Origin of the sequence: Marinomonas shanghaiensis, assembly GCF_003259175.1 — a bacterium.
GTDB lineage: Bacteria > Pseudomonadota > Gammaproteobacteria > Pseudomonadales > Marinomonadaceae > Marinomonas > Marinomonas shanghaiensis.
The window spans coordinates 25,841-47,673 of the sequence record NZ_QGOK01000006.1; the positions used below are offsets into that span (position 1 = coordinate 25,841).

The following is a 21,833-nucleotide window of genomic DNA, read 5'->3' on the forward strand; positions in this document are numbered from 1 at the left end:
GAGAACGGACTTTACAAGCATAGCTTTTTACGAATTTAATCAATAGCCTAAAACTCCTCACAGTAAAACAAATTATCACCTATTGGTGATAAAAACAGATAAGCATATGAAAGCAACTCGCCCAAAAAGTTCCACGAGTTGCTTGGTTATCGAGTGGATTAGAGGATACAGCCGCTTCTACCGCGCGTGAGACACTTCTGCCATCAATGTTTCAATATTGACCACAACCTCTAAACTTGCCACTTCCATTCTATCGAGCATTTGCAACATTTCCTTTGTATTACCCGCAGCGGCCGCTTTTAGTGCGGCACGACCAGACTCATGCACGGCCTGATGAGGTTTTTCAATGGCTTTGAAGCTTTTTGAATGTTGATAATGCTTATGTCCGTAGCCTTTGTAGTACCAATTACCGAGTCGACATTCTGTGTGCATGTTTACTTCTTCGGTAAATTTCTTCTTATCGATACGATTGTAGACGTCATTTTTCCAAACCGCATGATCCAGTTTCACGGTATTTAAAAAAGAGTGCGTGGCCGCTGTTTTAATCACTTGTTGCATGTGATCGGAACGCTCTATAACATTTTCCACAACCGCATCAATCTGAGACGATGACGTCGCCACTTCCATCGCACTTTGCTGATTTTGCTCTACCATGGTCTTGATTTGTTCTGTCTGATTAATAACTTGGCGCACCAGACTTTCCACTTGTTCACTGGCCGAATGTGTTTTACTGGCGAGATTGCGGACTTCATCGGCCACCACGGCAAAACCACGCCCAGCGGAACCCGCACGAGCGGCTTCGATTGCGGCATTCAAAGCGAGTAAATTGGTTTGATCAGAAATTTCTTGGATACTAGAAACCAACTGGCTAATGCCTTTGGCCGTTTTATCCAGTACCTGAGTGGCTTCCATGCTGGCGCTGGCCTGCTGATTGATCAAAGACGCTCTATCACTGAGTCTTACCAATGCGCTTCTTGTCTGATCAAACATGGTGTCGAGCTGTTTAATCTCTTGACGTTCATGTATTAGGCTTTCTGCACTCTCCGCTAAACCAAAGCGAATCGAATTCAGCATGTCGCCACCACGAAGTTGGTAACGAATGAGCTCTTGCCCACTGTCATGCTGGCCGACTTGTTCAGAAGCTTTGTTGCGTAAACTGACGAGCTGCTCTTCCAGCATCGATATGTGTTCTTTGTGTGCTCTTTTTTCGTGTTCAAGTTGTTGTTCTAAAGTGTGAATTCGTTGTTTCAGTGTGGAAGAAAAGAACATCTATCCTGCTCCGTCGGCATGAGGCTATGCGGTTAATAATGAAGAGCAGTATATAGAAAGAACAGCAGGGTTGGCATGGCTCTTATCAAGAGAAGGGTAAGTATCTGTAGAAAAATGTAATCCAACGACACTGAGTGGTTTTAAAAAAACAAACCCGTCTTTGTTGACGGGTTTGGATAAGTATAATTTACATCGTTTGATAAAATGGATTAAAAGAATTTCCACACAATGCTGTGCTCTGATCCTAAGCTCCACAACAATACAACGGCAGCGAGCAAGGCTTCTAACACCAAAACGCCTATGCCCAAGGTCGTACTGGAAAGAATAAAGCCCTGTTTATGACTGATGCCTAAAAAGCTCGGCGTACCGCGGTATAAAAGATAGCCGGTATACGCGACCCCAATCACGCAGGCTAATAAGCACAACCAAATAATAGGGTAAATGGCAAAGACCCCGCTTAAAAACATCGGTGTTGCAATGTAACCCGCAAACACAATGCATTCCTGACGAGGTGGACGACTTGGATGATTGCGCGCCATCCAATGGATTAAACTGCCCACCATGGCGACCGCGACCAGAATCAGTGCATAAAACAGCACACCCAAACCAAGACCATCCATCAAAGACACTTTAATGGCTTCGTCACCACCGAACGTCCAACCAAACTGAGTGGTACCAATAAAGGTACTGACGACCGGAATAGCCGCCATCCAAAGCACATGATGAAAATACATATGGCTAACGGATTCATGCTCCTCATTAATCGCGCGCCATTCTTTATCTGGATGATGAATAAGACCCCAAACATGATTGATCATGGATTCCCCCTTGCCTCACAAAGTGAGCATAATGGATTTGGAAAAACTCCTGATACAGCCACGCCCAAACAAAGTGGCTTATATAGAGTATAGATGTATACGCAAAAAGAAGCGGGAAAAGTGATAACGTTTTCTTATAAACAAAGGACTGTTAATGCGATTTAGACGTAAGCAGACGACAGACAAAACAAATAGGATGCAATAAAACAAAGCGGAACAGAGCAGAGCAGAGATAAACAGAGCGGGGCTGACGGTCATGTCAGCCCCGAAGAATTGTAGCGAGACTTACTCGCAGCTATAGTCTTCCTGCATTTCTACCGCGTACGGCGTGTCGACAGGGTTGTTAAAATTGGCGCGAGCAATGGCGTCTTTGGCTAAAAACTCAAACATTTTCCACTTTGAACAGCTGGCATGAACCACAGTATTGGTGGAATCCAACAATAACTTATTTTGTTTATCCGTTAGCGTGTAATGAAAGGTATACACATTGGTTTGGCTTTCAACTGTTTTGTAGCCACTGACAATCGGTTCCATAAAATTGCGGTAACGAGTAAAACAAGTACGCGTGTCAGACCCCGGTTCTTTATGGCAGATGGTATAAGGTAGATTGTGTTCATTGTTAAAAACTGGCACCTGCGTCGATTCTACCTTCGCCTCAGACGTAAAGTTTACTATCAACTGATAATCCGGATCGCTGGGTGATTCAGACACATTGGTAAAGCCGCGCTCGTTCAACGCGGCAATAATATCGGGGAGATAGCGTTCATTGGTCAGAGCATCCCCATCTTTATTAGAGACGACAGCAATTGACGCGGATTTATCAAGGTTGATGTTTGTGTCGACATTGCTCACATTGTGACCTGACAGCTTCACACTGGACGAGCAACCAGATAACAGCGCTGAAAACAGCACCAAAAAAGCAAACCATTTCATAAGAGCACTCCCCACTACTTATCAAAAAAACACCCAATCAATATGAAAGCATACATAACGCGCAAAGCCGAGGTATGCCCATCACCTTATCTGTATTTTTGCAAAAAACTTACTATTGCGTAGCAGTTAAATGGGATTGCTGCTCAACGACTCCCTTCGGTCTTGTCGCGCCTTTAGGCCGACAAAAGCTTGGCAGACGCATTACGTCTTTAACTTATTGTAGGCATTTTGTGGTCATGCCTACACTGCTTGACCTATGCTTTTCTAATAAATTAACCACTTATGTGGTGGAGGCGGGGGGCGAACCCTGTATAAAAAACTTTAAGATCAGTAAATTATTGATTTATAAAATATTTTTTATCTTTTTTTAGTGGTTCGGTGTGTCTGTTGTGTGTCTTTTTATGATGTTCTTTAGTTTACGTATAAACTAAGAATTGGTTTACTTTAGTTTATGTATAAACTAGTATTTGTAATGAAAGCGAGAAGCAAGTTGGCCTTACTGCCTATAACTTGTGGAAGGACCCCATAGATGAGTAAGTGTCTGTGTTAGGGTGGGACCTTTCTCCATTGCCCATGGATAATTAGGGCGCATATTTTAAAGGGTAACAGTTCATTCTGTTACCCTTTTTCTTTGGTAAATCAGTTCCCCACACCTGTGTTTGTTTAGACGTTTTGCGTCTATCTGCATGAAATTCCATAGTGTATGTGTCTCGTGTTGAGCGACAACAACAAGCATTTGATATCGGCTGGTGTAGGTTCCAATAAACTGTAATTTGACTGTGTCGTTATCATATTGAGAGCGCCACACCTCAAAAGGGTCACTGATTGTTGTTAAGGCATAATGAATATAGCGTTCTCGTGCATCCATTCGTTTTTCGACTATATGGCCTAAATGCTTAGCCTCTATATCAATTAGTCCTATAGGTGTTTCAAGTTGCTTTATATCGCTCTCATGCAGCAACCCAAATTCACGTATTAAGATATTTATTGCCTCATCGTGGCTTTCTGCCTCTTTTATTACTTCAGGGCTGTGTAGCCTATGCTCGGGTGGCAGACTTCGTAAATCTTCTAGCCCTATCTCGTTCCATTGAGGTTGTTCTGTTGTTCTTTTCGCCATTCGTTTAGGGCTCGTTTTCTACTGCAAGTGGATTTAATCTTGTAGCTTCTTCTAAAAAATCGGGTGCTAGGTGTGCGCAGTACATGGTCATTTTGATGTCACTATGGCCGAGTACCTTTCGTAAGGTCAAGATGTTGCCGCCGTTCATCATGAAATGACTTGCGAATGTGTGTCGACCCTTCTGAAAAAAAGCGTGGGTTGCTTGGCCTTTTGTTAGTTCATTAGCAGTTTTCTTTTACGGCGTTTGCCATCGCGTAAAAAATGGCCGTGTTTGCGTCCAATAGCTTAACCAATTTAGACAGGCTGTGCATGTCCTTAGGTTTTTCGAACTGCGGCTTTACATCCGCTTGGGTTTCAAGCTGGGCGATAGTGTAACTCTGGAAACGCTCACACTCGGCTTTCGTTGGGAACACTTTTTTATGCTCTCGACTACCGCGACCATTCACACGAAAGCGGACTTCGTAGCCTGTAGGAAGCTTTTCTAATGGTCATTTTTATAACCTATAGTTGCTTCTTTCTGTTAATATTTCTAGTATTTCTCCTGTTTCTGTATCTATATTGGAGCGACCTAATCTATAAGTTATTTCTATATTTCTTTGCATGTCATTTGAAAACATCAACACTAAATCTATATCGCCCTTGGGTATGGTGTCCAAATCAAAATTTAAATTACCAGATGAATTTTCAGGCATTTTATCGTGTTTACTCATTTTTATTATGTCACCTTTGGATGCTATGACTACCGTCACCTCATAGCACTCCATACCATCATTAGATATTTTTAAAATTAGTGATGATGATTTTTTTCTGTCTAATGCCCAAGCTTTTAAACTTATTTTTGGAGTAAATTTTTTTATTTTCTCTAGATTGGTTGTTCTAAAATTGGCGTAGTTTAGTTGACTTTCATTGTTTGCTGCTTTGGCTAGATCTTTTTGGACTTCAATAGAGTTTCTAAATTCATCGAGTTGGTTTTTGAGCTCTTTATTTTGCATCCAGTAGCCATATGCAAGCCAGAAAAATGCTAGCGGACTAAACGATCCGGCTAAAAAATCACCTATTTCATTGAGTGGCATTGGGCTATAGCCGTTATAAAGAAATTGGTCTTTAAACAAGAACCAAGACACTCCAGCAGTCCAAACTAGTGAAATAGTAAGAAAAATTCTAAACAACCAATCTTTCTTTTTATCGTCCATGAAATTCTCCTCAAATCATCGGATGACCTGACCATACATCACGGCCAATTATTTTAAGTTTGCTCAAGTCTTGAACGGGTATGGTCATGTCACGGTAGTTTTTGTTATCTGAGGTGATGGCAACCAATCCGTCTAACTGTTTTTGCACTCGCTGACGAGCAATTTTGAAAAGTGTAAAGGTTTTCTCTATGTGAGTCGCTATTTTTGATAGGTAAAAAGGGCGCGGAGTCTTGTTAAGTTAGCGTGAAGATAGCTTGTTGGGGTTGTGTATAATCGATTGGTCTAGCCTCACGGCAGTCCTTTTGATACTAGATGTGCGTTATTTCTGAGTTTGAGGAGCGTCTTCACCTTGAGTGACGATTTTGTTTTCTTTCCACATAACACTGTATTGACCTAATTTTTGTTTGCGCTCTAACGCGGCTTTTACCGCTTTTTTTAGAATGTCTTGTGTGGACTGTACCATTGGGTTTTTAGATTGAGTTGTCATAATTGGCCTCTATCATTAATTTTCTGAGTACATCTTGTTGGTAAATAATACGATTTCTTCCATGCTTGTTCGAACAGTAATATCGGTTCTTCGTTCGTGTTCATATAATACTGACATTGATCTACTTGATACGAAAAAAGATCTAATAAATTTGCTAGGCTTCTTGGGAAACGACGAAGAATATCGTTACATGGAATGTTGTTGATGTACTAAAGCCCAGTAATCGTGTGCTTTAGGCAATAAAAAACCACCCGAAGGTGGTTTTTTATATGACTCACAAACAGTGTGTCGTTTGTGTGTCGACTTCATTTTAAAAAGTGCAAACCCTTTTAAAATCAAGCCTTTAATTGGTGGAGGCGGGGGGGGCGAATTACTTACCCATGAGTGCCAACGACCTATAATGACTAAAAACAACCCTATCCTATAAGTGTACATGCTTTAATATGGTCAATACTAGCCACTACGGTTCACTTTTGTAGTCAAAATGTAGTCATTATTGCAGGAGTAGAAGAATAAAAATAATGAACATACCGAACTTAAGAATTAACACATCTGCTTTTAGCCTATCAATAATTCGGTATATATCAATCATAGTAACGTCGTTCTGATCATCATAGTGAGTTCTTTTTGTGTCTTCACCGTTTGTTCCGATCTAAATAGAGCACCTAAAAATGGGATGTCTTTAAGCAGGGGAACACCTGTCTCAATGGTTCTTTCCTCTTCTGTTACGAGACCACCTAGTAACAGTGTTTGACCATTTGAGACTTGAGCAACGGTTGAAATTGAGCGTTTGTTAGTAATGAGGTCGGCCGCCTGAGTCGAGTTTGCAACACTCGAAGACTCCTGGTCAATATCTAGAACAACTCGGTTAGAAGCTAGCACATGGGGCGTTACAGTTAAACTTACACCAACATCACGACGCTCAATATTTTGGATAGAATTCCCGCCATCAGTTACTTCGTTAGATATCAAAAATGGTACGTTTTGGCCAACCGAAATATGACCACGCTCTCTATCCATGACTAGAATTTGTGGTGTAGAAAGTATCTTAGTATGGCTATTTGAGATCAAAGCGGATAAGAGACCACGAAAGTCACCGCCTTGCGAAAGGACTGCATGGCCACCAAGCCCCAATGTTTGGATATTGCCAGTGGTGGTTATCGCATTCTGTATAAATGTGAATCCATTTTTAGATAATGATGTCGAAAGGTTTACTCCTATCTCTTCAGAACTGATCAAGTCGCTTTCCATGATAATAGCTTCAATTAATACTTGAGGAACACTTGAGTCAATCGCTGATATAAACTTATCCAGTAAATTGATTTGCTCTAAGGAAGCGCTAACCAGCAAGGCGTTACTTGCTGATAAGAGGTCAATGGAGTGTTTAGGATTAATTGGCTGGGAGCTATCATTAATGGCAGATGCAGATAAAAGATTTGTGACAATGCTGATGGCTTTAGTATCTCTAAGATTGCTAAATTTATAGACCTTAGTTGTCAAAGGCTCCTGTTTTACTGGTAAATTTTTATTGATAACGACAACATAAATTCCATTAGATGTTCGAAGAGCGTACCCATTAGCAGAAATAACTCGTTCAAAAAGGTGCATTACATCCTCAGAGTTCAAGTCTTTAATATGAATGGTTATAGAGCCTTCTACCCCTCTACCCAAAACAATATTTTTACCCGTTTCATCAGAAACCCACTGAATAAACGTTGAAATAGGCGCGTTGCTCATATCAAAAGATTCTAGAGTGCGAGCCTTCAAAGAAGCTGATGAGAATAGAAAAAACATTGAAATAAGAAAAACTCGAATCATTACAGTTACCCTTTAATACTAATAGTTGGTAGCAATAGATAATTAGTCATGGATGGGCACCCACCCCGCGAGGCGCGGGGGCCCCTCCCATCGATGACTAATATCATTGTTAAAATGAAGTTAAATCAATGATGGCACTGGGTGAATTTGAGCGATCAGGCTTCTTTCCTCGACAATAAATTAGTCGTTTAAACCCTTGGTAATTGAGCTTTACAAAGCATCGTCCAAAAACTATCACTTCATAACCTGCTAGATAGAAATCTTCTAAATGTAGAGATAATTCGTACTGAGCCTTATTAATTGCCAGGAAGCTGACTTGCTTTTTGACATGCAGCAATCCGTTTTCATCGGTGTAGGAATAGTCCATATAACCATCAATAAAAATTTCAAATTTTCCAAAGGGAACTTCTGAATCTTTAAATGAAGCAATTCGAGGTGAGCTGTCATTTGGATTAGTTTTAAGTGAAACAAGCTCTTTAGCGGGCGCAGTTGAAGAGTTAATACTAGGCGAAGCATTGCTTTCTGGGTCATCTTTTGTAGAAAAGAGAGTGATCATGTTGCCAGTTAATTTAAACACTCCAATCACTATGAAAATTAAAAAAATCCTTATAGTCCAACTTTGATGCCATTTCTTTAAGTCTTTAACATTGGCTTCCGTTACACTCGACTGACTCTTGGTATGAGAAGAGTAAAAGTTAAAAAACTTCTTTTCGTAACTGCGTGAACCTTGCTCAATTAGGCCAGACCTTTTTCCATCACCATAGTAATAAACATATCGTCGATAATTGCTATCACCTATGGCTCGGTTTTTTCGCAGCTCGATACAGATTTCAATGTCTTCCCTCAGGAGCTTATTTATCTTACGGTCACTCTGAGTCATGAATATGAAATCAAATCCATAATGCCGGTGCCCACTAAAGAACTTGATCTGTTCTCTTGCGAGTTCATCATGGCCTTTACCACGGCCTTGTAATGGGAAAAGTAGATGGCACTCATCCAAGACAAATAAGCAGCCTTGACCCTCGGCATTTCGCCAGTCTTGATAGGATTTATAATCTTCAGGATTTCCTAAAAAGTGTTCATTAGAGTCAAAATCGAATGGATAAACTTCAATGAGGTCTCTGACTTGCTCACCAAGTACAAGCACAAACTGATCGATATTTAAGGGCACATTGGTAACAACCTTACGACCCTGTTTTAAATTTGGCAGTATATGATGAACTACGCATTCATAGGACTTGCCAGATCCTGGGCGACCTTTTATTAATGTAATAGCCATACTACGAACCCAACCTTACAAACGGGATTAATTGAAGGGCAACACGAACTAAAATTGCACTTACAATAATTGAACTTGCCTCATTCACTCCGACCAGTGACATGATGTTGATCATTTGACTTGGTAAGGCATCAACATAGTTAAGAATAGAAAACGAGCTAAAGACACCACCAAGCGTGTCTAACATCGAGACGACTATTTCTAAAAGCTGCTCAAAGATAAAACACAGCAAGTCGATGAACATATCCCAAACAGAAAGAAGTATTGAAAGGCAAAATGTAACAAAATCATTCCATCGCTCAGCTAACCAATTCAGCATAAATTACCCTCCAAAAACGATGCGACGAGAAACAATCAGAGCGCAAAAAATCATCATTGCTTTAATTGCAGACCAAACATAAGAATCGGCACTTAGGCTATAACAGCCAAAATCAATTTGAGCGATAGAGCCAAAGCACAATTCAAAGGCAGGCTCACTAGCTGAGCCAACATTGAGAGAAAATGAATCAAGCCAATCGAAGATAGGGGTAGATAAAACATTCATTTTAAATGAAGAAAAAACACCTTTGAGGCCTTCTGGATACCTAACATCCCAAAATGATAATGCTATAGATGAATCTGGAATGACTGTTGTTTGAACTGTTGCAGTAGAAGCGCCCATGCCATCAAGGATTTGCTGGGTAATCGCGTTGGATTGATCAAGGCGAGATTCAACGCCAGTAAGTTCTAGAATAATTGTGGCACCAGGGACTTCTACTGTGGTTGAACCTGTAGCAGTTGTAGTACCTGTTCCAGCAGCGGTTCCAGTGCCTGTAGTGGTTCCAGTGCCTGTGGTGGTTCCGGTGCCTGTGGTGGTTCCGGTGCCTGTGGTGGTTCCGGTGCCTGTGGTGGTTCCGGTGCCTGTGGTGGTTCCGGTGCCTGTGGTGGTTCCAGTGCCTGTGGTGGTTCCAGTGCCTGTGGTGGTTCCAGTGCCTGTGGTGGTTCCAGTGCCTGTAGTGGTTCCAGTACTTGCTGTATAAGTCGCTGAATTAAGCCCCGTAATACTTGGGTTAGAGTTAGCTACAGTATTAGAAAGGTAATATGCAGCGTTCCAGCTAGAGGAAGGAACATAAGTACTAGACGTTGAGTCTGTTGTCTGAGCAGTGCCTGTTGCAATTTTGTGAGCATAATACCAAAGCGAATCTCCCTGGTTAGGAATCAAGGTATCGTTATCTGGCATAGCGGGAACTGGCGCTGTTTCTAAAGCATTAACAAGCTCTTGATGAAGTTGATTGCCGTCAGACGCTGTAAGATATTGAATTTGGCTTTCTGAAAGTGATAGTGATGCAAGGTCATTAAAAATAGCCTGCTCAGCAACAGAATCACTAACTGGTTGCTGTGTAAAAGTTGGAGAAGTATAGCTTGCCTGGCATGTAGAAATATTTGCAGAGCCTGATGAGCATGAATAGCGCATGGCACGCTCTTCGTAACGTACGTTTCCAGAGGAAGATATTAGCTGTACTGTCCTAATAGTACTAAGCGAAGGGTCGTTAGCGTATGTTTTTATTAAAATAGTTCCACCTTCCGATATGGCCGATGAAAAATAATTCTGTGAAGCCTCTAAAACACTAGCGCCTGAAGAGGAACCAACTTTCCAATAATACCCAGCAACAGGAGGAATATCGTTTTCAGCATATTCAATGGGGATATCCTGGACTAATACTGAATCACTATAGTAGTAACCGACAGCGGATAATATTGCTGCAGCAGCTAGGTTACCTGCACTGGCTCTAGAACGAATAAATGAAGCGAACTTAGATTTTGAAATTTTTGATTGAGCAGAGTAATAAGCATCAACAGCATCCATGCCCCTGGTAATTGTCTGAAAAATTACCTCCGAGCCTATATAGCGAATAATTTGAGGTGCTGCAAAATCGATTGCATACGCAACGCCTGCAACCACTGGAACAACAGCGTAAGCGCGCTGACATGGAGCAATGATAAGTTGAACAGATAAAAGAAATGCAATCAGTTTTTTCATGAAAGTACCCTAATAAAAAGGGGCTTCTCAGCCCCTAAATCCAATGACGCAAGCAATACCACAGAGGCCACCTAGAAACAGAATCATTGAATAAAACTGAAGTAATGCGACTGTGGTTTGCATGTCTTAGACCTTACCGATTAAACGCTTAACAAAGGTGATGCCTTTTTCACCAAATTTGATGCCAACGGCAACTAAGCCAATTGAAGTTACTGTTGCAACAAGAGTTGTAGTATCAACAGCGCCCATAAGTTGAGTGATGATATTTGTTTCTTCCATTTTTAAATCCTTACAATTTTCCGATTAAGTTTTTGATCACGCCAACAACCCATGCAGATTTGTATGAGAGTAAAACGAGACCGAATGAAAAGAAGAACAAGCTGCCTATATCAGATGGATTAAGCTCAACCTGTGTCTCCTTGTATTCGTCAATGGTTAGAATGACCATTGACGAGCACCCTGAAAGTGAAGATGACGATTGATATAAAAAGCCTTCAGGTGTCACCTCCACACAATTAGCCATAATGTTTAGCCAGCCTTCTGCATTGGTGCAGCCTTGTTAAACGGCACGAGATCAAGCTGAAAAGGGTTAAGCTCTAAGTTCTTGTAGCGGCCAACCTGAAAGGTTGACAAAGCAAGGCTGTATTCACCAATAGGCCTGGCTTCAGCAGGGTTACGAATAGGGACCTCAATTTCTTGCGGGAAAGCGCCGCCCATGTCGGCATAGGCAACTTGGAAGTAACGAGCACCATTTTTTGTATTCCGTGTTTGTGCAGCGTGATGACCTTCAATGATAGATATTTTCAACATAGTTATTTCTCCGTTGTTTTCGTTTGTGTGTACTGCGTAGAGTTATTGAAACAAGTCCAAGGCTCCAGACTTCGTCTGTCGCAATGGCGCTCTTTGCCGCGCGGGCAGGACCTCATTCTTCGAAAACAAGTTTTCATCAGAATGCGGTCTTAAATTTTTGTGATGTGGAATTATTCGGGCGTTTTGAAAGTTAACTTCTTCGATAAGATCGACAACACCATCCATGATTTTTTGACATGCCTGGACCACTTCAGGAGTCGATTTAACTTCCCAGAAATGGATTCTAGAAAGGATAGTGACGCCAGCGTGAATCAACCCAATGACGGTGTCTTTTGCATCATCACCATATTTAGAAGTTGTTTGCTCGGTGACTTCCCCCGTTTCCTTATCTAGTTTTTGACGTGCTCCATAAGCAAGTCGAACCTCAATGTCTTTGCGTGTAGCGAATGGCCCACCTAATAGATTGACAAATGATGCCCAATCAAAAGTCTTTGCAGCCTGTCTAATTGCCTCTAAATGACCATCCTGCTCTTCTAATCTTCTGAACTCTCTGTATGCCTGCACACTATGTACTCCTATCACTTGAAATTGGCGAATACCGCAGTCACGTGCCCATGATTCAATCTTTAAGGCGCTATCTATTGGATCGGTGCCGTACCATTCAGTACCAATGTCTTTTTCTAATGAATTATTTAATGCTGTGCCTGTTGTGTTTTTTGCCAAATATTTAATCAAGTACCCCATGGCAGCAAGACAAGGTATTACCAAGAAGTTAATTCGTTGCTTTGAGGCTCCTTTTTCATTTGGGTAGTCTTTAAGGGCATATTCGCGAAAGATGTCTTTTGTTTGTTCAATATCTTTTGGGTGAAGAAACAAACAAAGGTGCCAATGCGGGGTACCGTCATGGTGAGGTTCTACCGAACGAATTCCAAACTTGTGGATGTTGTTCCTAGCAAGTTTTGCTGTAATCAACTCATATAAATGAGCTAGATAACGGTTTACCTCTTTAGGGGATGAACCATCAAAATTCGGGTTAGGAATAGCAGAAATAGCTTTTTTTTTGTGGCCTTTGCGTTCATATTTAAGTTGCATTTTATGCTTACAGCTAGGCACTGTAAGGGTTATAAAGAGACACTCGTAACCTATCTCAGATGCTATTTCTGAATAGCCTTTGCCAATCCTGACAAACTCAACGAATCTGATATATGGATTAGATGGATTCCTTGAAGCAGCGTCTAATAATGTAAGGCTGTAGCCAAGCTCATTTTCTAGAACAGTGTTAGCTAAATACTCTTCAGTCTTGGCTTTACGTGATTTGTAACGCTTGGCGCAGAAGTGAGACGAGTAAGGAGAGAAGAACTTATGAACTTGGCGCAGTTCGCGTGTGACTGCTTGCAACTCTGAACGACATAAAGCAGATAACTTACGTTTCCAGACGCTAGGGTCTAGAAAGCGATTGAGCAAAGCTGGAAGTGATTTCACTCTGGCAATAAGAGAAGAAAAATCCAATCTATAATGCTCTGCTAACTCAATGCAGAACATAAGTGTTTCTTCGTCCGTTTTTCGCGCTTTGTACTGCTTAACTGAATAAGCAATTTTTATTGATAGGTCTAAAATATCATCGTCGTAAGCCGTTAGGTTGAGGCCATCTATAGTAAAAAGGTTTGCTTTAGATAGACTAAATCCATTTGTTGAAATCAGAGACTCATCAGACAGAACGAACTTTTTAATTGTGAGCCTTTTATCTAATTCAAGAAGACGACGATTCGCATTAGCATAAGAAGAGGTTGAGGCAATATGGTCGTACTCAGCACAAATGGCTGATGACAACTCTGGATACTTAGGAATGATTTTGTCGCGAAAAGGAACACATTCTTTGGTGCCGTAATGTCGAATAGAAGGCGTAACGCCATCGCTACCATTAAACATAGGGTTAAGTAGTTCATATGTCGGTTTAGGCTCGACAAATTGCAAATGACGTGCAGAATGAGCTAACATTCAACTGTTCCTTTTTTTAGAGATTTGGGACAAATTCGGATTAACAGCATTGCCGTGCTGTCTTCCAATCAGGTCATACTCGATTGCCGTCGGGTATGGCCTTTTTTATTGCATTTCCAGTAATTCCTGCGTCAATCTGACTACATTCACATATCGTCGCTTACCAATTTTAACTGTAGGTAAATATCCGCGTTTTATGGATGATAAAACTACATCTTGAGTAACTCCGATGAGCTCTGCAAATCTCTCACTTGTTAAGATAGGAGCTGATCCTGTGTAGCGCTGAAAACTGTTAAAGCCGAATAGATTTTCATCGGTAGTTTCAGGGTTTGACATAACTCACCTCATGATTTCATAGTCATTAATACGCCAATAGCTTGATCCAAACACTTACGTTCGTCAGAGACGGTGACTGATTTTTGTATTTCAGTTAATAAGCAGCAAGCGACGTAAGCAAGATCATCAACATTTGCTCGATGACTGTGCCCAACTCGTTGCAGTAGAACAGCTGAGCGTAAAAAATCTCTCGCTTCTAAATCTTCTAGATACAATTTGGTGCCCGTCATAAATCCCTCAAACGCTTTTAACGACCTTTTCTGATAGTCGGATTGTAGACAGCCCCATCCGATCCTGTCAATATATTTTTCCTATATAAATCAGTAACTTACTGTATATACGTTTTGTATATACATTTATTAATTACATTTTTATCACTTTTTAGAGGGTTTTATGTCAATCAAAAAAGAGGGTAGTGCATGGTTAGTAGACGTATATCCGTGGGGTAGGTCGGGTAGAAGAATTAGAAAGAAATTTGATACGCGCGGGGAAGCACTCAGGTTTGAGCGGCATACAATGGGAGGAGCTAAATCTGAAGAACCATGGAATGAAAGTCCACCTGATAACAGACGACTCAGTGAATTAGTAGAAGTTTGGTACTTGATGGCTGGACAATTCTTGAAAGATGGGGAACGTCGTAAGCGAAAAATGGTAGCAATAACTGAACGTTTAGGAGATCCGATTGCCAGGACCATAACAGAACGACAATTTTCTATTATGAGGGCTTCTAGAAAATCAGAAGGGATATCAGATAAAACATTAAACAATGAACTTTCATACATAAGAGCGATGTTTAATGTGTTGAAGAAGCATAAGGAAATTAGTTTTTCTAACCCAGTAGACGATTTAGATCCAATAAAGTTGAGTGAAAGGGAACTAGCCTATTTGAATGATGAGCAAGTTGATATTCTACTGAAGGCATTTGATGAAAGTGAAAATGAACATGTAGAGCTCATTACGTTGGTATCATTGGCAACAGGGGTAAGATGGGGAGAAGCTGAAAGCCTAACAAAAAGTAGGGTGCATAATGGAAAAGTGACATTTACAGATACGAAAAATAAAAAGAACCGTACTATTCCAGTACCGTATTGGTTATACGAAAAACTCAAACTTCATGCGGCTAGAAGGAAGGAACAGGAGCTGTTTACCTTTTCATTGAGTGCGTTTAGACGAGCATTGAAACGAAGTGGTATTGTGTTGCCAAAAGGGCAAGCTGCTCATGTTCTTAGGCATACATTTGCAAGTCATTTTATGATGAATGGCGGCAATATTTTGACCTTGCAAAGAATACTGGGGCACAGTGACATAAGAATGACTATGCGTTATGCGCACTTAGCACCAGATCACCTAAAAGATGCAGTGACACTCAATCCACTGAAGGACTACTCAGAAAGATAAAGAATATTGCTTTCAACGATTGGCGTTGGTTACTTGCATGAAAGTGGCTAAAGGTAACATTGACGGGCCTAACATATTACAGTATAAACCGAGTAACGAAATGAATAATTTGGAGGGTAAGGAATGGTCAAATACATTAAAAACTTACCAGTTCTGCTTCAAGGAATAGTGACAGCGTTAATTAAATTTAATACCTATGACAATTTAAAAGAAAAAAACACTAATTACAGCGGCAGAAATGAAGCTCAAAAAGCACTTATAGATTCCCAGCGAGCCTCTTACTGGTCTGGAAGTAGCAAGATTTATATAAAATAAAAAAAGCCCATCATATGATGGGCTTTTTTTTTATTTCATGCTAGTTCGAAAAAATACGAATAGTTACTCTCTGTAGGTTCTCTGTGTATGCAAATTTCAGATGAAGCAGAAGTGAACGACTAATACCAATCAGTAGTCTAGGGCACAGATATAGAAATTTAAGGTACAAAAAAAGCCGCTATAGAAGCGGCTTTTTTTTGTTTTTCGTAGACATTTTGTGGTCATATCTACACTGTTTGACTTATGTTTATCTCACAAATCAACCACTTAAGTGGTGGAGGCGGGGGGGGTCGAACCCCCGTCCGTCAGTCCTCTGCCATCGGCTCTACATGCATAGTCACTTCTATTATTTGACCACGAACCGCCCGAAGGACAGGGTGTTAATGGCGAGCCTACTTAATCTTATAACCTTATCCCTAGGCGGGGCATCAGTTAGCATCTTGTAATTTATGATACTGCAGAATCTCTGGCTACAAGCAACCTGAGGGCAGCACACTAGCAGCGGTTTAGGCTGCTAAAGCGTAGTTTTCGTCGTTTGCGACTATTAAATTGATACGGGGGATTAACGAGATCACGTATCACTCTCGACATGCACCTTTGGGTTTGTAACCGACGTCGAAACCATGTCGCCCCCAAAAAGTAACGCTAGTCTAACGCAAACTATTTGCTTACGCTAGCAATAACGCTGAAATGCTTAGTCTGTTGCTATTCACGATACACTTAAGTGTGTTCTATGAATAGATAGGACTAGGCACTGTGTTTCATTAATCGTTCTTTGTCTCTCGACCAATCACGATCGCGTTCAGTATCACGTTTGTCGTGTTCTTTTTTACCGGTAACCAAGGCGATTTCGCATTTTATCTTGTTGGCTTTCCAGTACAGCGCCATGGCCGCACAGGTTTTGCCCTTTTGCTCGGTGACTTGGATGATCCGGTCAAGCTCTTTGCGGTTCAGCAATAGTTTGCGTTGACGCAAAGGTTCACAAACGACATGCGTTGAGGCACTGAGCAGTGGCGTAATACGCGCACCGACAAGCCACGCTTCGTTTTGGTGGATAATGACGAAGGAGTCTACTAATTGGGCTTTGCCTTCGCGCAGGCTTTTTACTTCCCAACCAGATAAAACCAAACCGGCTTCGAACTTCTGGTCGACAAAGTAGTCGTATTTTGCACGTTTGTTAAGCGCGATGGTGCCCGTGCTGCTGGATTTTTTCTTTACTTTACTCATAGTTGGAAATTATACGGTCGATAGAGGCAAAAACCTATGCTTTTCTTGAGGTATGCGCCTGAATGTTGGAAAATTCGTACCTGTTAACTAAATTTGTCTGGTTAGGTGTCACGTACGTTGCTGATGTTCGTATTTTGTTCCTATCCTTAAAACACGTGTTGTGTATTTAGAGCCTAAATTTATGCCTGAAAGTCGATGTTTACAAGGTATCTGGTCAAGTCCATGGATATTTATTTTTGCGGCCAGTGGATCGGCGGTGGGATTGGGCAACATTTGGAAGTTCCCTTATGTGCTTGGCGAGAACGGTGGTGGCGCCTTTTTGGTGGTGTATTGCCTATGTTTGCTGTTGGTGGGTTTACCAGTATTGATCGCCGAAGTGGCACTCGGCCGAACGGTGCGTTCAAATCCTATTGATACGGTCAATGATTTAAGTGAGCGCCGTATTGTGCATCCTGCCTGGGTGTTGGTGCCATGGTTAGCGGGTATCACAGGCTTTTTGATTTTGACCTTTTACAGTGTGATTGCGGGTTGGTCTATTGCGTATTTAGATCGAGCCGTCACAGGGGAGTTCAATAATATTACTCAGGTGGGCGCGTCTAGCATGTTCAATGAGCTGTTAGCGACGCCGAGCGAGATGTTATTATGGCATTCAGTGTTTATGGGGCTGGTGGTATTGACCGTTGGTCAATCGGTGACGCGCGGTTTGTCTGCGGTGGTGCGGATTTTATTACCCATGTTGGTGGTGACTCTGGTATTACTGGCTTGCTATTCCATGATGATTGGCAACATGAGCGAGGCGTTGAACTTTATGTTTCGCTGGTCTTGGCAAAATATCACCTTTGATGTGGTGTTGGCTGCTGTGGGTCTGGCTTTGTTTAGCTTGAGTGTGGGAATGGGGGCCATGTTTGCTTATGGCGCCTACATGAGTAAGCGTATGTCGATTGCTCGAGCGTGCAGTATTGTTGTGGGTGTGGATTTGTTGGTGGCTCTTTTGGCTGGGCTGGTGATTTTTCCGTTGGTCTTCTCTTTTGATATTGATGTTCAGGCTGGCCCGAGCTTGACGTTTGTGTCTTTGCCGATCATTTTTGGCAATTTGTTGGGTGGACAGTTTTTTGCCGGTGTGTTCTTTTTGTTGCTTGTTGTGGCGGCATTAACGTCGGCGATTTCCATGTTGGAGTTATTTGTTGCTTGGCTGCATGAGAAATTTTACATCGCCCGTTTAAAAGCCGCTTTATTAATGGGCTTGGCGGTGTGGTTTGTGGGCATTGCGGTGTTGTTGTCTCTTAATCATTGGGACAGCAAGCTGATGTATGGATTAAACCTGTTTGAATTATTGGATAAGTTTACATCCTTGATTCTATTGCCTGTTGGGGCGATTTTGTTGTCTGTTTTGGTGGCGTGGTTTATTCCCCGCTCTATGTTGCAAAATGAAATGATTGCCAAACAGACAAGTCATTTTCAATGGTGGTATAAGACATTGAAGTACATAAGTATTCCAGCAATGATAGTGATTACTCTTGCTGGTTGGATAGGAGCGTAGTTTGAGTCATATAGAGCGATTCGCGCATGTGAATTACAGCTGCGAGCAAATGTTTGCACTGGTGAATGATATTGACGGTTATCCTGAGTTTTTACCGGGTTGCTTGAGCTCTACTCTTATTTCAAAAACGCCCACGGAGATCGTGGCTTCTTTGGAAGTAGGGAAGGGGCCGGTGAGACAATCTTTTACCACTAAGAACTTTTTGGAAAATTACAGTCGAATAGAGATGACTTTGGTAAAGGGGCCGTTTAAACGTTTGCATGGCGTTTGGACGTTCACAGAGCTGTCTCCAACCAGCTGTAAGATTATGCTGAGTATTAATTTTGAACTGAGCGGTATGCTGAAATTTGCCTTTGGTGGGGTGTTTAGTCAAATTGCCAACACTATGGTGGATTCCTTTAGCAAGCGAGCAAAAGTGGTGTACGGTGAATAAGATGAGAGTGGAAGTAGCGTATGCGCTACCCGAAAAGCAGAAAATCATTGCTTTAGAGGTTGAAGAGGGTTGCACCGTTCGTGATGCGGTTCGTCGTTCTAATATTCAGGTTTTTTTTCCTGATGTGGACGTGGAAACGGTGAAGGTGGGCATTTTTGGTAAAGCGGTACGCAATGCCGAAGAGCAAGTGTTAAAAGAGGGTGAGCGAGTTGAGCTGTATCGTGAGCTGAAGGTTGACCCAAAACAAGCGAGGGCCAACCGTGCAGCAAAAAACAACTAAGAATTAGTTGTTTTTGATTTGTGTTAAGGCGCCATCGCTAAAAATTAGCACTAGGTCGTCTGCATCACTTTGTTTGGTGTCTGGCGTTGCGTATAGTGTTGTATATAGGTAATGCCATTCGTTTGGTTTAAAGGTGTCTCTTAGCATTGGGTTGCCCAATAGATAAGTGACCTGAGATTCAGACATGCCAATTTGTAACTGTGATAGCTGTTCCTTGGTGACAAGGTTCCCTTGTGTTACTGGAACTTTGTACGGTGGTGGAAATAAACTGCATGCACTGAGCGACAGTGCTGCGCATAATATAAAAACTGATTTTTTCATTTGTATTATCCTTACTCCGGTGTGCTAATGATAAAGTAATTATCAACAAGATCGAATAGAGAATGACTCATGACTAGCGAAAATCAAGAGCTAAAGAAAGCGGGACTCAAGGTAACTCTACCACGAGTGAAAATTTTACAAATTCTTGAAGGTGCGGGCGACCGTCATATGAGTGCTGATGATGTGTATCGCACTTTACTTGATCAAGGTGAAGACGTTGGTTTAGCGACGGTTTATCGAGTGCTAACCCAGTTTGAAACAGCAGGGTTGGTGCAGCGTCACCATTTCGAAGCCGGCACGGCTGTGTTTGAATTGGCGAAAGGCGATCATCATGATCATATGATTTGTTTAGACAGCGGCAAGGTGATTGAGTTTGTCGATCCAATCATTGAAAAACGTCAACGTGAAATCGCAGAAGAGCACGGTTTTGACATTGAAGACCATAGCTTGATTATTTACGTGCGTCCAAAGAAGAAATAATCACCCACATAACCTTAGGTTGTGAATAGAAGGGCTTAAACGGATGGTTTAAGCCCTTTTTGTTGCGGTGAGATTATTGGAGTTGAACATTGCCGAGCATTTCACGGGCATGGGCGAGTGTTTGCTCTGTCAGTTCTAATCCGCCTAACAAGCGCGCGATCTCTTGAGTGCGATGCTGATCTTTGAGCAGTTCCACTTGAGAAGAAGTGGCTTCGTCTTCTACTAGCTTGCTAACACGCAGGTGCTGATTGCCTTGCGCGGCGACTTGAGCCAAGTGGGTCACACAAAATACTTGCCCGCGTTTGCCGACAGAGCGCAGCATGCGACCGACCACTTCTGCGATGCCACCACTGATGCCCACGTCCACTTCGTCGAACACTAATGTTGGAATAATCGAGGTGTGCGCGGTAACCACTTGGATCCCTAGGCTAATACGAGACAATTCACCGCCAGACGCCACTTTTCGTAATGGCTGAGCGGGTTGGCCTGGGTTGGACGCTATCATGTATTCGATGTCTTCAAAGCCATTTGCCGACACTTGGTTAAGCGGCTGACATTGAATAAAGAAACGTGCGTGAGGCATGCCCAACCCATGAATCTGCTCTTCGACTTTTTGTGCTAGTTCGTCTTTGGCAATAATGCGTTTTTCTGTCAGCGTTGTTGCAAGCGCAGTGAGTTTTTCATAGGCTTGCTCTTCTTTTTCTTTTAAAGACTCCAAGCTTTCCTCACTGCCTTGTAGGCTGTTAAGCTCTGCTTCGACGCTTTCTCGTAGTGCTAATAACCCTTCTGGCAGTGTTCTATGTTTACGAGCCGTATCATAAATGTCTGATAAGCGTTGCTCTATATCCATGAGGCGCTCGGGATTTTGTTCTAGCGTGTCTTGGTAATGATGTAAGCTATCCGCGGCTTCTTGTGCTTGTATTAACGCAACATTCATCATTTCAAGTGCGTTTTCCAGCTCTTTTGTGGCCGGGCGGATTTGGCTGGCACTGTTAATGGCTTGGTGTAATAAAGAGCAAACATTGCCTTCGTCACTGTCGATCAAAATGCCGCTGGCTTGGTACGCCTTGTATTGCGAGTCGGCAATGTTCGATAAAAACGCCTGTTCGTTTTCGAGTTCTTCAATTTCGCCTTCTTTTAAATCAAGCTGTTGCAGTTCTTGAGCTTGATAAGACAGCAACTGAATCTTGGCATCTTGTTCTGCGGATCTATTTTGTTGTGCAGAGAGTTCTTCTTTGAGCTGTCGCCATGTTGAGTACTGTTGGCTGACTTGTTTGCTTAACTCGGTAAGGCGACCATATTCATCAAGCTGTTGTCTTTGAGCGTTCTTTTTCAACAGCGACTGATGTTCGTGCTGACCATGGATATCCACGAGCTGACTGCCCACTTCTTTTAAGTCGTTCAATGTACAAGGACGACCGTTTATATACGCTTTAGAGCGGCCTTCTTTGCTGATCACGCGACGTAATATGCAATGTTGGTCGTGTTCTAGGTCTCTTTCTTCGAGCCACTTTTGCACATGTGGATAGTGCTGTATGTCGAAGCTGGCACTGATGTCCGCTTTTTTTTCACCATGTCGAACGACTGCCGCATCGGTTCGATCGCCTAAGCAAAGCGACAAGGCGTCCACCATGATGGATTTACCGGCACCGGTTTCACCTGAAATCACGGTCATGCCTTTTTTGAACTCCAGTTCTAGGGATTCAACAATGGCGAAGTTGGAAATAGCGATGCTGGTCAGCATAGAGGGCTCCAAAGAGA

The 21,833-nt window shown here is 42.1% G+C and carries 25 protein-coding genes, 1 other RNA gene and 1 pseudogene; 6 read left to right on the plus strand and 21 right to left on the minus strand.

What is annotated here, in order from left to right; genetic code table 11:
- Positions 1–177 precede the first annotated feature (177 nt).
- The 17 genes and pseudogenes from DKT73_RS05900 to DKT73_RS05970 form a co-directional block, all read right to left on the minus strand.
- Complete coding sequence (locus DKT73_RS05900; RefSeq protein ID WP_111637662.1) at positions 178–1,269, minus strand: methyl-accepting chemotaxis protein; 1,092 nt, start codon at positions 1,267–1,269, stop codon at positions 178–180.
- A gap of 209 nt (positions 1,270–1,478) precedes the next feature.
- Positions 1,479–2,087, minus strand: a complete 609-nt coding sequence (locus DKT73_RS05905; protein ID WP_111637663.1) for a Yip1 family protein — start codon at positions 2,085–2,087, stop codon at positions 1,479–1,481.
- A 285-nt stretch (positions 2,088–2,372) separates the two neighbouring features.
- The gene (locus DKT73_RS05910) at positions 2,373–3,020 is read right to left on the minus strand and encodes a hypothetical protein (RefSeq protein ID WP_111637664.1); all 648 of its coding nucleotides are present in this window, start codon (positions 3,018–3,020) and stop codon (positions 2,373–2,375) included.
- Between the two features lie 610 nt (positions 3,021–3,630).
- Positions 3,631–4,137: a PBECR2 nuclease fold domain-containing protein gene (locus DKT73_RS20025; RefSeq protein ID WP_157959161.1), complete on the minus strand. Its 507-nt coding sequence runs from the start codon at positions 4,135–4,137 to the stop codon at positions 3,631–3,633.
- 4 nt (positions 4,138–4,141) lie between these two features.
- Positions 4,142–4,330 (minus strand): annotated as a pseudogene (locus DKT73_RS05920) (tyrosine-type recombinase/integrase); the annotation flags it as partial.
- Positions 4,331–4,358: 28 nt separating this feature from the next.
- On the minus strand, positions 4,359–4,583 hold the full coding sequence (locus DKT73_RS05925; RefSeq protein WP_111637665.1) for a hypothetical protein: 225 nt from the start codon (positions 4,581–4,583) through the stop codon (positions 4,359–4,361).
- A gap of 48 nt (positions 4,584–4,631) precedes the next feature.
- Positions 4,632–5,330, minus strand: coding sequence for a hypothetical protein (locus DKT73_RS05930; RefSeq protein WP_111637666.1), 699 nt, complete (start codon positions 5,328–5,330; stop codon positions 4,632–4,634).
- Positions 5,331–5,649: 319 nt separating this feature from the next.
- Positions 5,650–5,817 carry a hypothetical protein gene (locus DKT73_RS20145; protein WP_198666563.1) on the minus strand — a complete coding sequence of 56 codons (168 nt, stop codon included), beginning with the start codon at positions 5,815–5,817 and terminating at the stop codon, positions 5,650–5,652.
- Between the two features lie 588 nt (positions 5,818–6,405).
- A complete protein-coding gene (locus DKT73_RS05935; protein WP_111637667.1) occupies positions 6,406–7,635 on the minus strand; it encodes a secretin GspD/PilQ domain-containing protein in 1,230 nt (409 codons plus the stop codon).
- A 109-nt stretch (positions 7,636–7,744) separates the two neighbouring features.
- Positions 7,745–8,914: a zonular occludens toxin domain-containing protein gene (locus DKT73_RS05940; protein WP_111637668.1), complete on the minus strand. Its 1,170-nt coding sequence runs from the start codon at positions 8,912–8,914 to the stop codon at positions 7,745–7,747.
- A 1-nt stretch (position 8,915) separates the two neighbouring features.
- A complete protein-coding gene (locus tag DKT73_RS05945; RefSeq protein ID WP_111637669.1) occupies positions 8,916–9,233 on the minus strand; it encodes a DUF2523 family protein in 318 nt (105 codons plus the stop codon).
- A gap of 3 nt (positions 9,234–9,236) precedes the next feature.
- Positions 9,237–10,934, minus strand: a complete 1,698-nt coding sequence (locus DKT73_RS20150; RefSeq protein WP_198666555.1) for a hypothetical protein — start codon at positions 10,932–10,934, stop codon at positions 9,237–9,239.
- Positions 10,935–11,060: 126 nt separating this feature from the next.
- The gene (locus tag DKT73_RS20030; protein ID WP_157959162.1) at positions 11,061–11,213 is read right to left on the minus strand and encodes a hypothetical protein; all 153 of its coding nucleotides are present in this window, start codon (positions 11,211–11,213) and stop codon (positions 11,061–11,063) included.
- Positions 11,214–11,462: 249 nt separating this feature from the next.
- The gene (locus DKT73_RS05955) at positions 11,463–11,744 is read right to left on the minus strand and encodes a single-stranded DNA-binding protein (protein WP_111637670.1); all 282 of its coding nucleotides are present in this window, start codon (positions 11,742–11,744) and stop codon (positions 11,463–11,465) included.
- Positions 11,745–11,786: 42 nt separating this feature from the next.
- Positions 11,787–13,742, minus strand: a complete 1,956-nt coding sequence (locus DKT73_RS05960) for a replication endonuclease (protein WP_111637671.1) — start codon at positions 13,740–13,742, stop codon at positions 11,787–11,789.
- A gap of 105 nt (positions 13,743–13,847) precedes the next feature.
- Entirely contained in the window at positions 13,848–14,078 is a 231-nt protein-coding gene (locus DKT73_RS05965) for a DNA-binding protein (RefSeq protein WP_232827798.1), read from the minus strand.
- 8 nt (positions 14,079–14,086) lie between these two features.
- Complete coding sequence (locus DKT73_RS05970) at positions 14,087–14,308, minus strand: hypothetical protein (protein ID WP_111637672.1); 222 nt, start codon at positions 14,306–14,308, stop codon at positions 14,087–14,089.
- Between the two features lie 163 nt (positions 14,309–14,471).
- Between DKT73_RS05970 and DKT73_RS05975 the strand changes: the two genes are divergently transcribed.
- Together DKT73_RS05975 and DKT73_RS05980 are read left to right on the plus strand one after the other, a co-directional pair.
- The gene (locus DKT73_RS05975) at positions 14,472–15,476 is read left to right on the plus strand and encodes a phage integrase (protein ID WP_111637673.1); all 1,005 of its coding nucleotides are present in this window, start codon (positions 14,472–14,474) and stop codon (positions 15,474–15,476) included.
- A 123-nt stretch (positions 15,477–15,599) separates the two neighbouring features.
- Complete coding sequence (locus DKT73_RS05980) at positions 15,600–15,791, plus strand: hypothetical protein (RefSeq protein WP_111637674.1); 192 nt, start codon at positions 15,600–15,602, stop codon at positions 15,789–15,791.
- Positions 15,792–16,063: 272 nt separating this feature from the next.
- Here the strand turns inward: DKT73_RS05980 and ssrA are convergent.
- Both ssrA and smpB read right to left on the minus strand, forming a co-directional pair.
- Positions 16,064–16,425: a transfer-messenger RNA gene (gene ssrA / locus DKT73_RS05985) on the minus strand.
- 113 nt (positions 16,426–16,538) lie between these two features.
- A complete protein-coding gene (gene smpB, locus DKT73_RS05990) occupies positions 16,539–17,018 on the minus strand; it encodes an SsrA-binding protein SmpB (RefSeq protein WP_111607185.1) in 480 nt (159 codons plus the stop codon).
- 181 nt (positions 17,019–17,199) lie between these two features.
- On the opposite strand from smpB, the gene DKT73_RS05995 reads away from it, so the two are divergent.
- From DKT73_RS05995 to DKT73_RS06005, 3 genes are read left to right on the plus strand one after another with little or no spacing between them, the layout of a single operon-like run.
- Positions 17,200–18,558 (plus strand): sodium-dependent transporter, encoded by a 1,359-nt coding sequence (locus DKT73_RS05995; RefSeq protein ID WP_111637675.1) that lies wholly within the window; start codon positions 17,200–17,202, stop codon positions 18,556–18,558.
- Position 18,559: 1 nt separating this feature from the next.
- Positions 18,560–18,991: a type II toxin-antitoxin system RatA family toxin gene (locus DKT73_RS06000; protein ID WP_111637676.1), complete on the plus strand. Its 432-nt coding sequence runs from the start codon at positions 18,560–18,562 to the stop codon at positions 18,989–18,991.
- Between the two features lies 1 nt (position 18,992).
- A complete protein-coding gene (locus DKT73_RS06005; RefSeq protein ID WP_111637677.1) occupies positions 18,993–19,271 on the plus strand; it encodes an RnfH family protein in 279 nt (92 codons plus the stop codon).
- A gap of 3 nt (positions 19,272–19,274) precedes the next feature.
- Here DKT73_RS06005 and DKT73_RS06010 read toward each other — a convergent pair whose 3' ends face one another.
- The gene (locus DKT73_RS06010) at positions 19,275–19,592 is read right to left on the minus strand and encodes an outer membrane protein assembly factor BamE (RefSeq protein WP_111637678.1); all 318 of its coding nucleotides are present in this window, start codon (positions 19,590–19,592) and stop codon (positions 19,275–19,277) included.
- 69 nt (positions 19,593–19,661) lie between these two features.
- On the opposite strand from DKT73_RS06010, the gene fur reads away from it, so the two are divergent.
- Complete coding sequence (fur, locus tag DKT73_RS06015; RefSeq protein WP_111607180.1) at positions 19,662–20,072, plus strand: ferric iron uptake transcriptional regulator; 411 nt, start codon at positions 19,662–19,664, stop codon at positions 20,070–20,072.
- 73 nt (positions 20,073–20,145) lie between these two features.
- On the opposite strand, the gene recN is transcribed toward fur, so the two are convergent.
- Positions 20,146–21,816, minus strand: coding sequence for a DNA repair protein RecN (gene recN, locus DKT73_RS06020; protein ID WP_111637679.1), 1,671 nt, complete (start codon positions 21,814–21,816; stop codon positions 20,146–20,148).
- Positions 21,817–21,833 lie beyond the last annotated feature (17 nt).

Excerpts from the sequence above, each read along its gene's own strand:
- DKT73_RS05930 (WP_111637666.1), bottom strand. The coding sequence starts at position 5,330 with ATGGACGATAAAAAGAAAGATTGGTTGTTTAGAATTTTTCTTACTATT.
- DKT73_RS06005 (WP_111637677.1), top strand. The coding sequence starts at position 18,993 with ATGAGAGTGGAAGTAGCGTATGCGCTACCCGAAAAGCAGAAAATCATT.
- DKT73_RS20145 (WP_198666563.1), bottom strand. The coding sequence starts at position 5,817 with ATGACAACTCAATCTAAAAACCCAATGGTACAGTCCACACAAGACATT.
- DKT73_RS20150 (WP_198666555.1), bottom strand. The coding sequence starts at position 10,934 with ATGAAAAAACTGATTGCATTTCTTTTATCTGTTCAACTTATCATTGCT.
- DKT73_RS05955 (WP_111637670.1), bottom strand. The coding sequence starts at position 11,744 with ATGTTGAAAATATCTATCATTGAAGGTCATCACGCTGCACAAACACGG.
- recN (WP_111637679.1), bottom strand. The coding sequence starts at position 21,816 with ATGCTGACCAGCATCGCTATTTCCAACTTCGCCATTGTTGAATCCCTA.
- DKT73_RS20030 (WP_157959162.1), bottom strand. The coding sequence starts at position 11,213 with ATGGAAGAAACAAATATCATCACTCAACTTATGGGCGCTGTTGATACT.
- DKT73_RS20025 (WP_157959161.1), bottom strand. The coding sequence starts at position 4,137 with ATGGCGAAAAGAACAACAGAACAACCTCAATGGAACGAGATAGGGCTA.
- DKT73_RS05995 (WP_111637675.1), top strand. The coding sequence starts at position 17,200 with ATGCCTGAAAGTCGATGTTTACAAGGTATCTGGTCAAGTCCATGGATA.
- DKT73_RS05900 (WP_111637662.1), bottom strand. The coding sequence starts at position 1,269 with ATGTTCTTTTCTTCCACACTGAAACAACGAATTCACACTTTAGAACAA.
- DKT73_RS05935 (WP_111637667.1), bottom strand. The coding sequence starts at position 7,635 with ATGATTCGAGTTTTTCTTATTTCAATGTTTTTTCTATTCTCATCAGCT.
- DKT73_RS05940 (WP_111637668.1), bottom strand. The coding sequence starts at position 8,914 with ATGGCTATTACATTAATAAAAGGTCGCCCAGGATCTGGCAAGTCCTAT.
- DKT73_RS05960 (WP_111637671.1), bottom strand. The coding sequence starts at position 13,742 with ATGTTAGCTCATTCTGCACGTCATTTGCAATTTGTCGAGCCTAAACCG.
- DKT73_RS05965 (WP_232827798.1), bottom strand. The coding sequence starts at position 14,078 with ATGTCAAACCCTGAAACTACCGATGAAAATCTATTCGGCTTTAACAGT.
- DKT73_RS05975 (WP_111637673.1), top strand. The coding sequence starts at position 14,472 with ATGTCAATCAAAAAAGAGGGTAGTGCATGGTTAGTAGACGTATATCCG.
- DKT73_RS05945 (WP_111637669.1), bottom strand. The coding sequence starts at position 9,233 with ATGCTGAATTGGTTAGCTGAGCGATGGAATGATTTTGTTACATTTTGC.
- fur (WP_111607180.1), top strand. The coding sequence starts at position 19,662 with ATGACTAGCGAAAATCAAGAGCTAAAGAAAGCGGGACTCAAGGTAACT.
- DKT73_RS06010 (WP_111637678.1), bottom strand. The coding sequence starts at position 19,592 with ATGAAAAAATCAGTTTTTATATTATGCGCAGCACTGTCGCTCAGTGCA.
- smpB (WP_111607185.1), bottom strand. The coding sequence starts at position 17,018 with ATGAGTAAAGTAAAGAAAAAATCCAGCAGCACGGGCACCATCGCGCTT.
- DKT73_RS05910 (WP_111637664.1), bottom strand. The coding sequence starts at position 3,020 with ATGAAATGGTTTGCTTTTTTGGTGCTGTTTTCAGCGCTGTTATCTGGT.
- DKT73_RS05905 (WP_111637663.1), bottom strand. The coding sequence starts at position 2,087 with ATGATCAATCATGTTTGGGGTCTTATTCATCATCCAGATAAAGAATGG.
- DKT73_RS05970 (WP_111637672.1), bottom strand. The coding sequence starts at position 14,308 with ATGACGGGCACCAAATTGTATCTAGAAGATTTAGAAGCGAGAGATTTT.
- DKT73_RS05980 (WP_111637674.1), top strand. The coding sequence starts at position 15,600 with ATGGTCAAATACATTAAAAACTTACCAGTTCTGCTTCAAGGAATAGTG.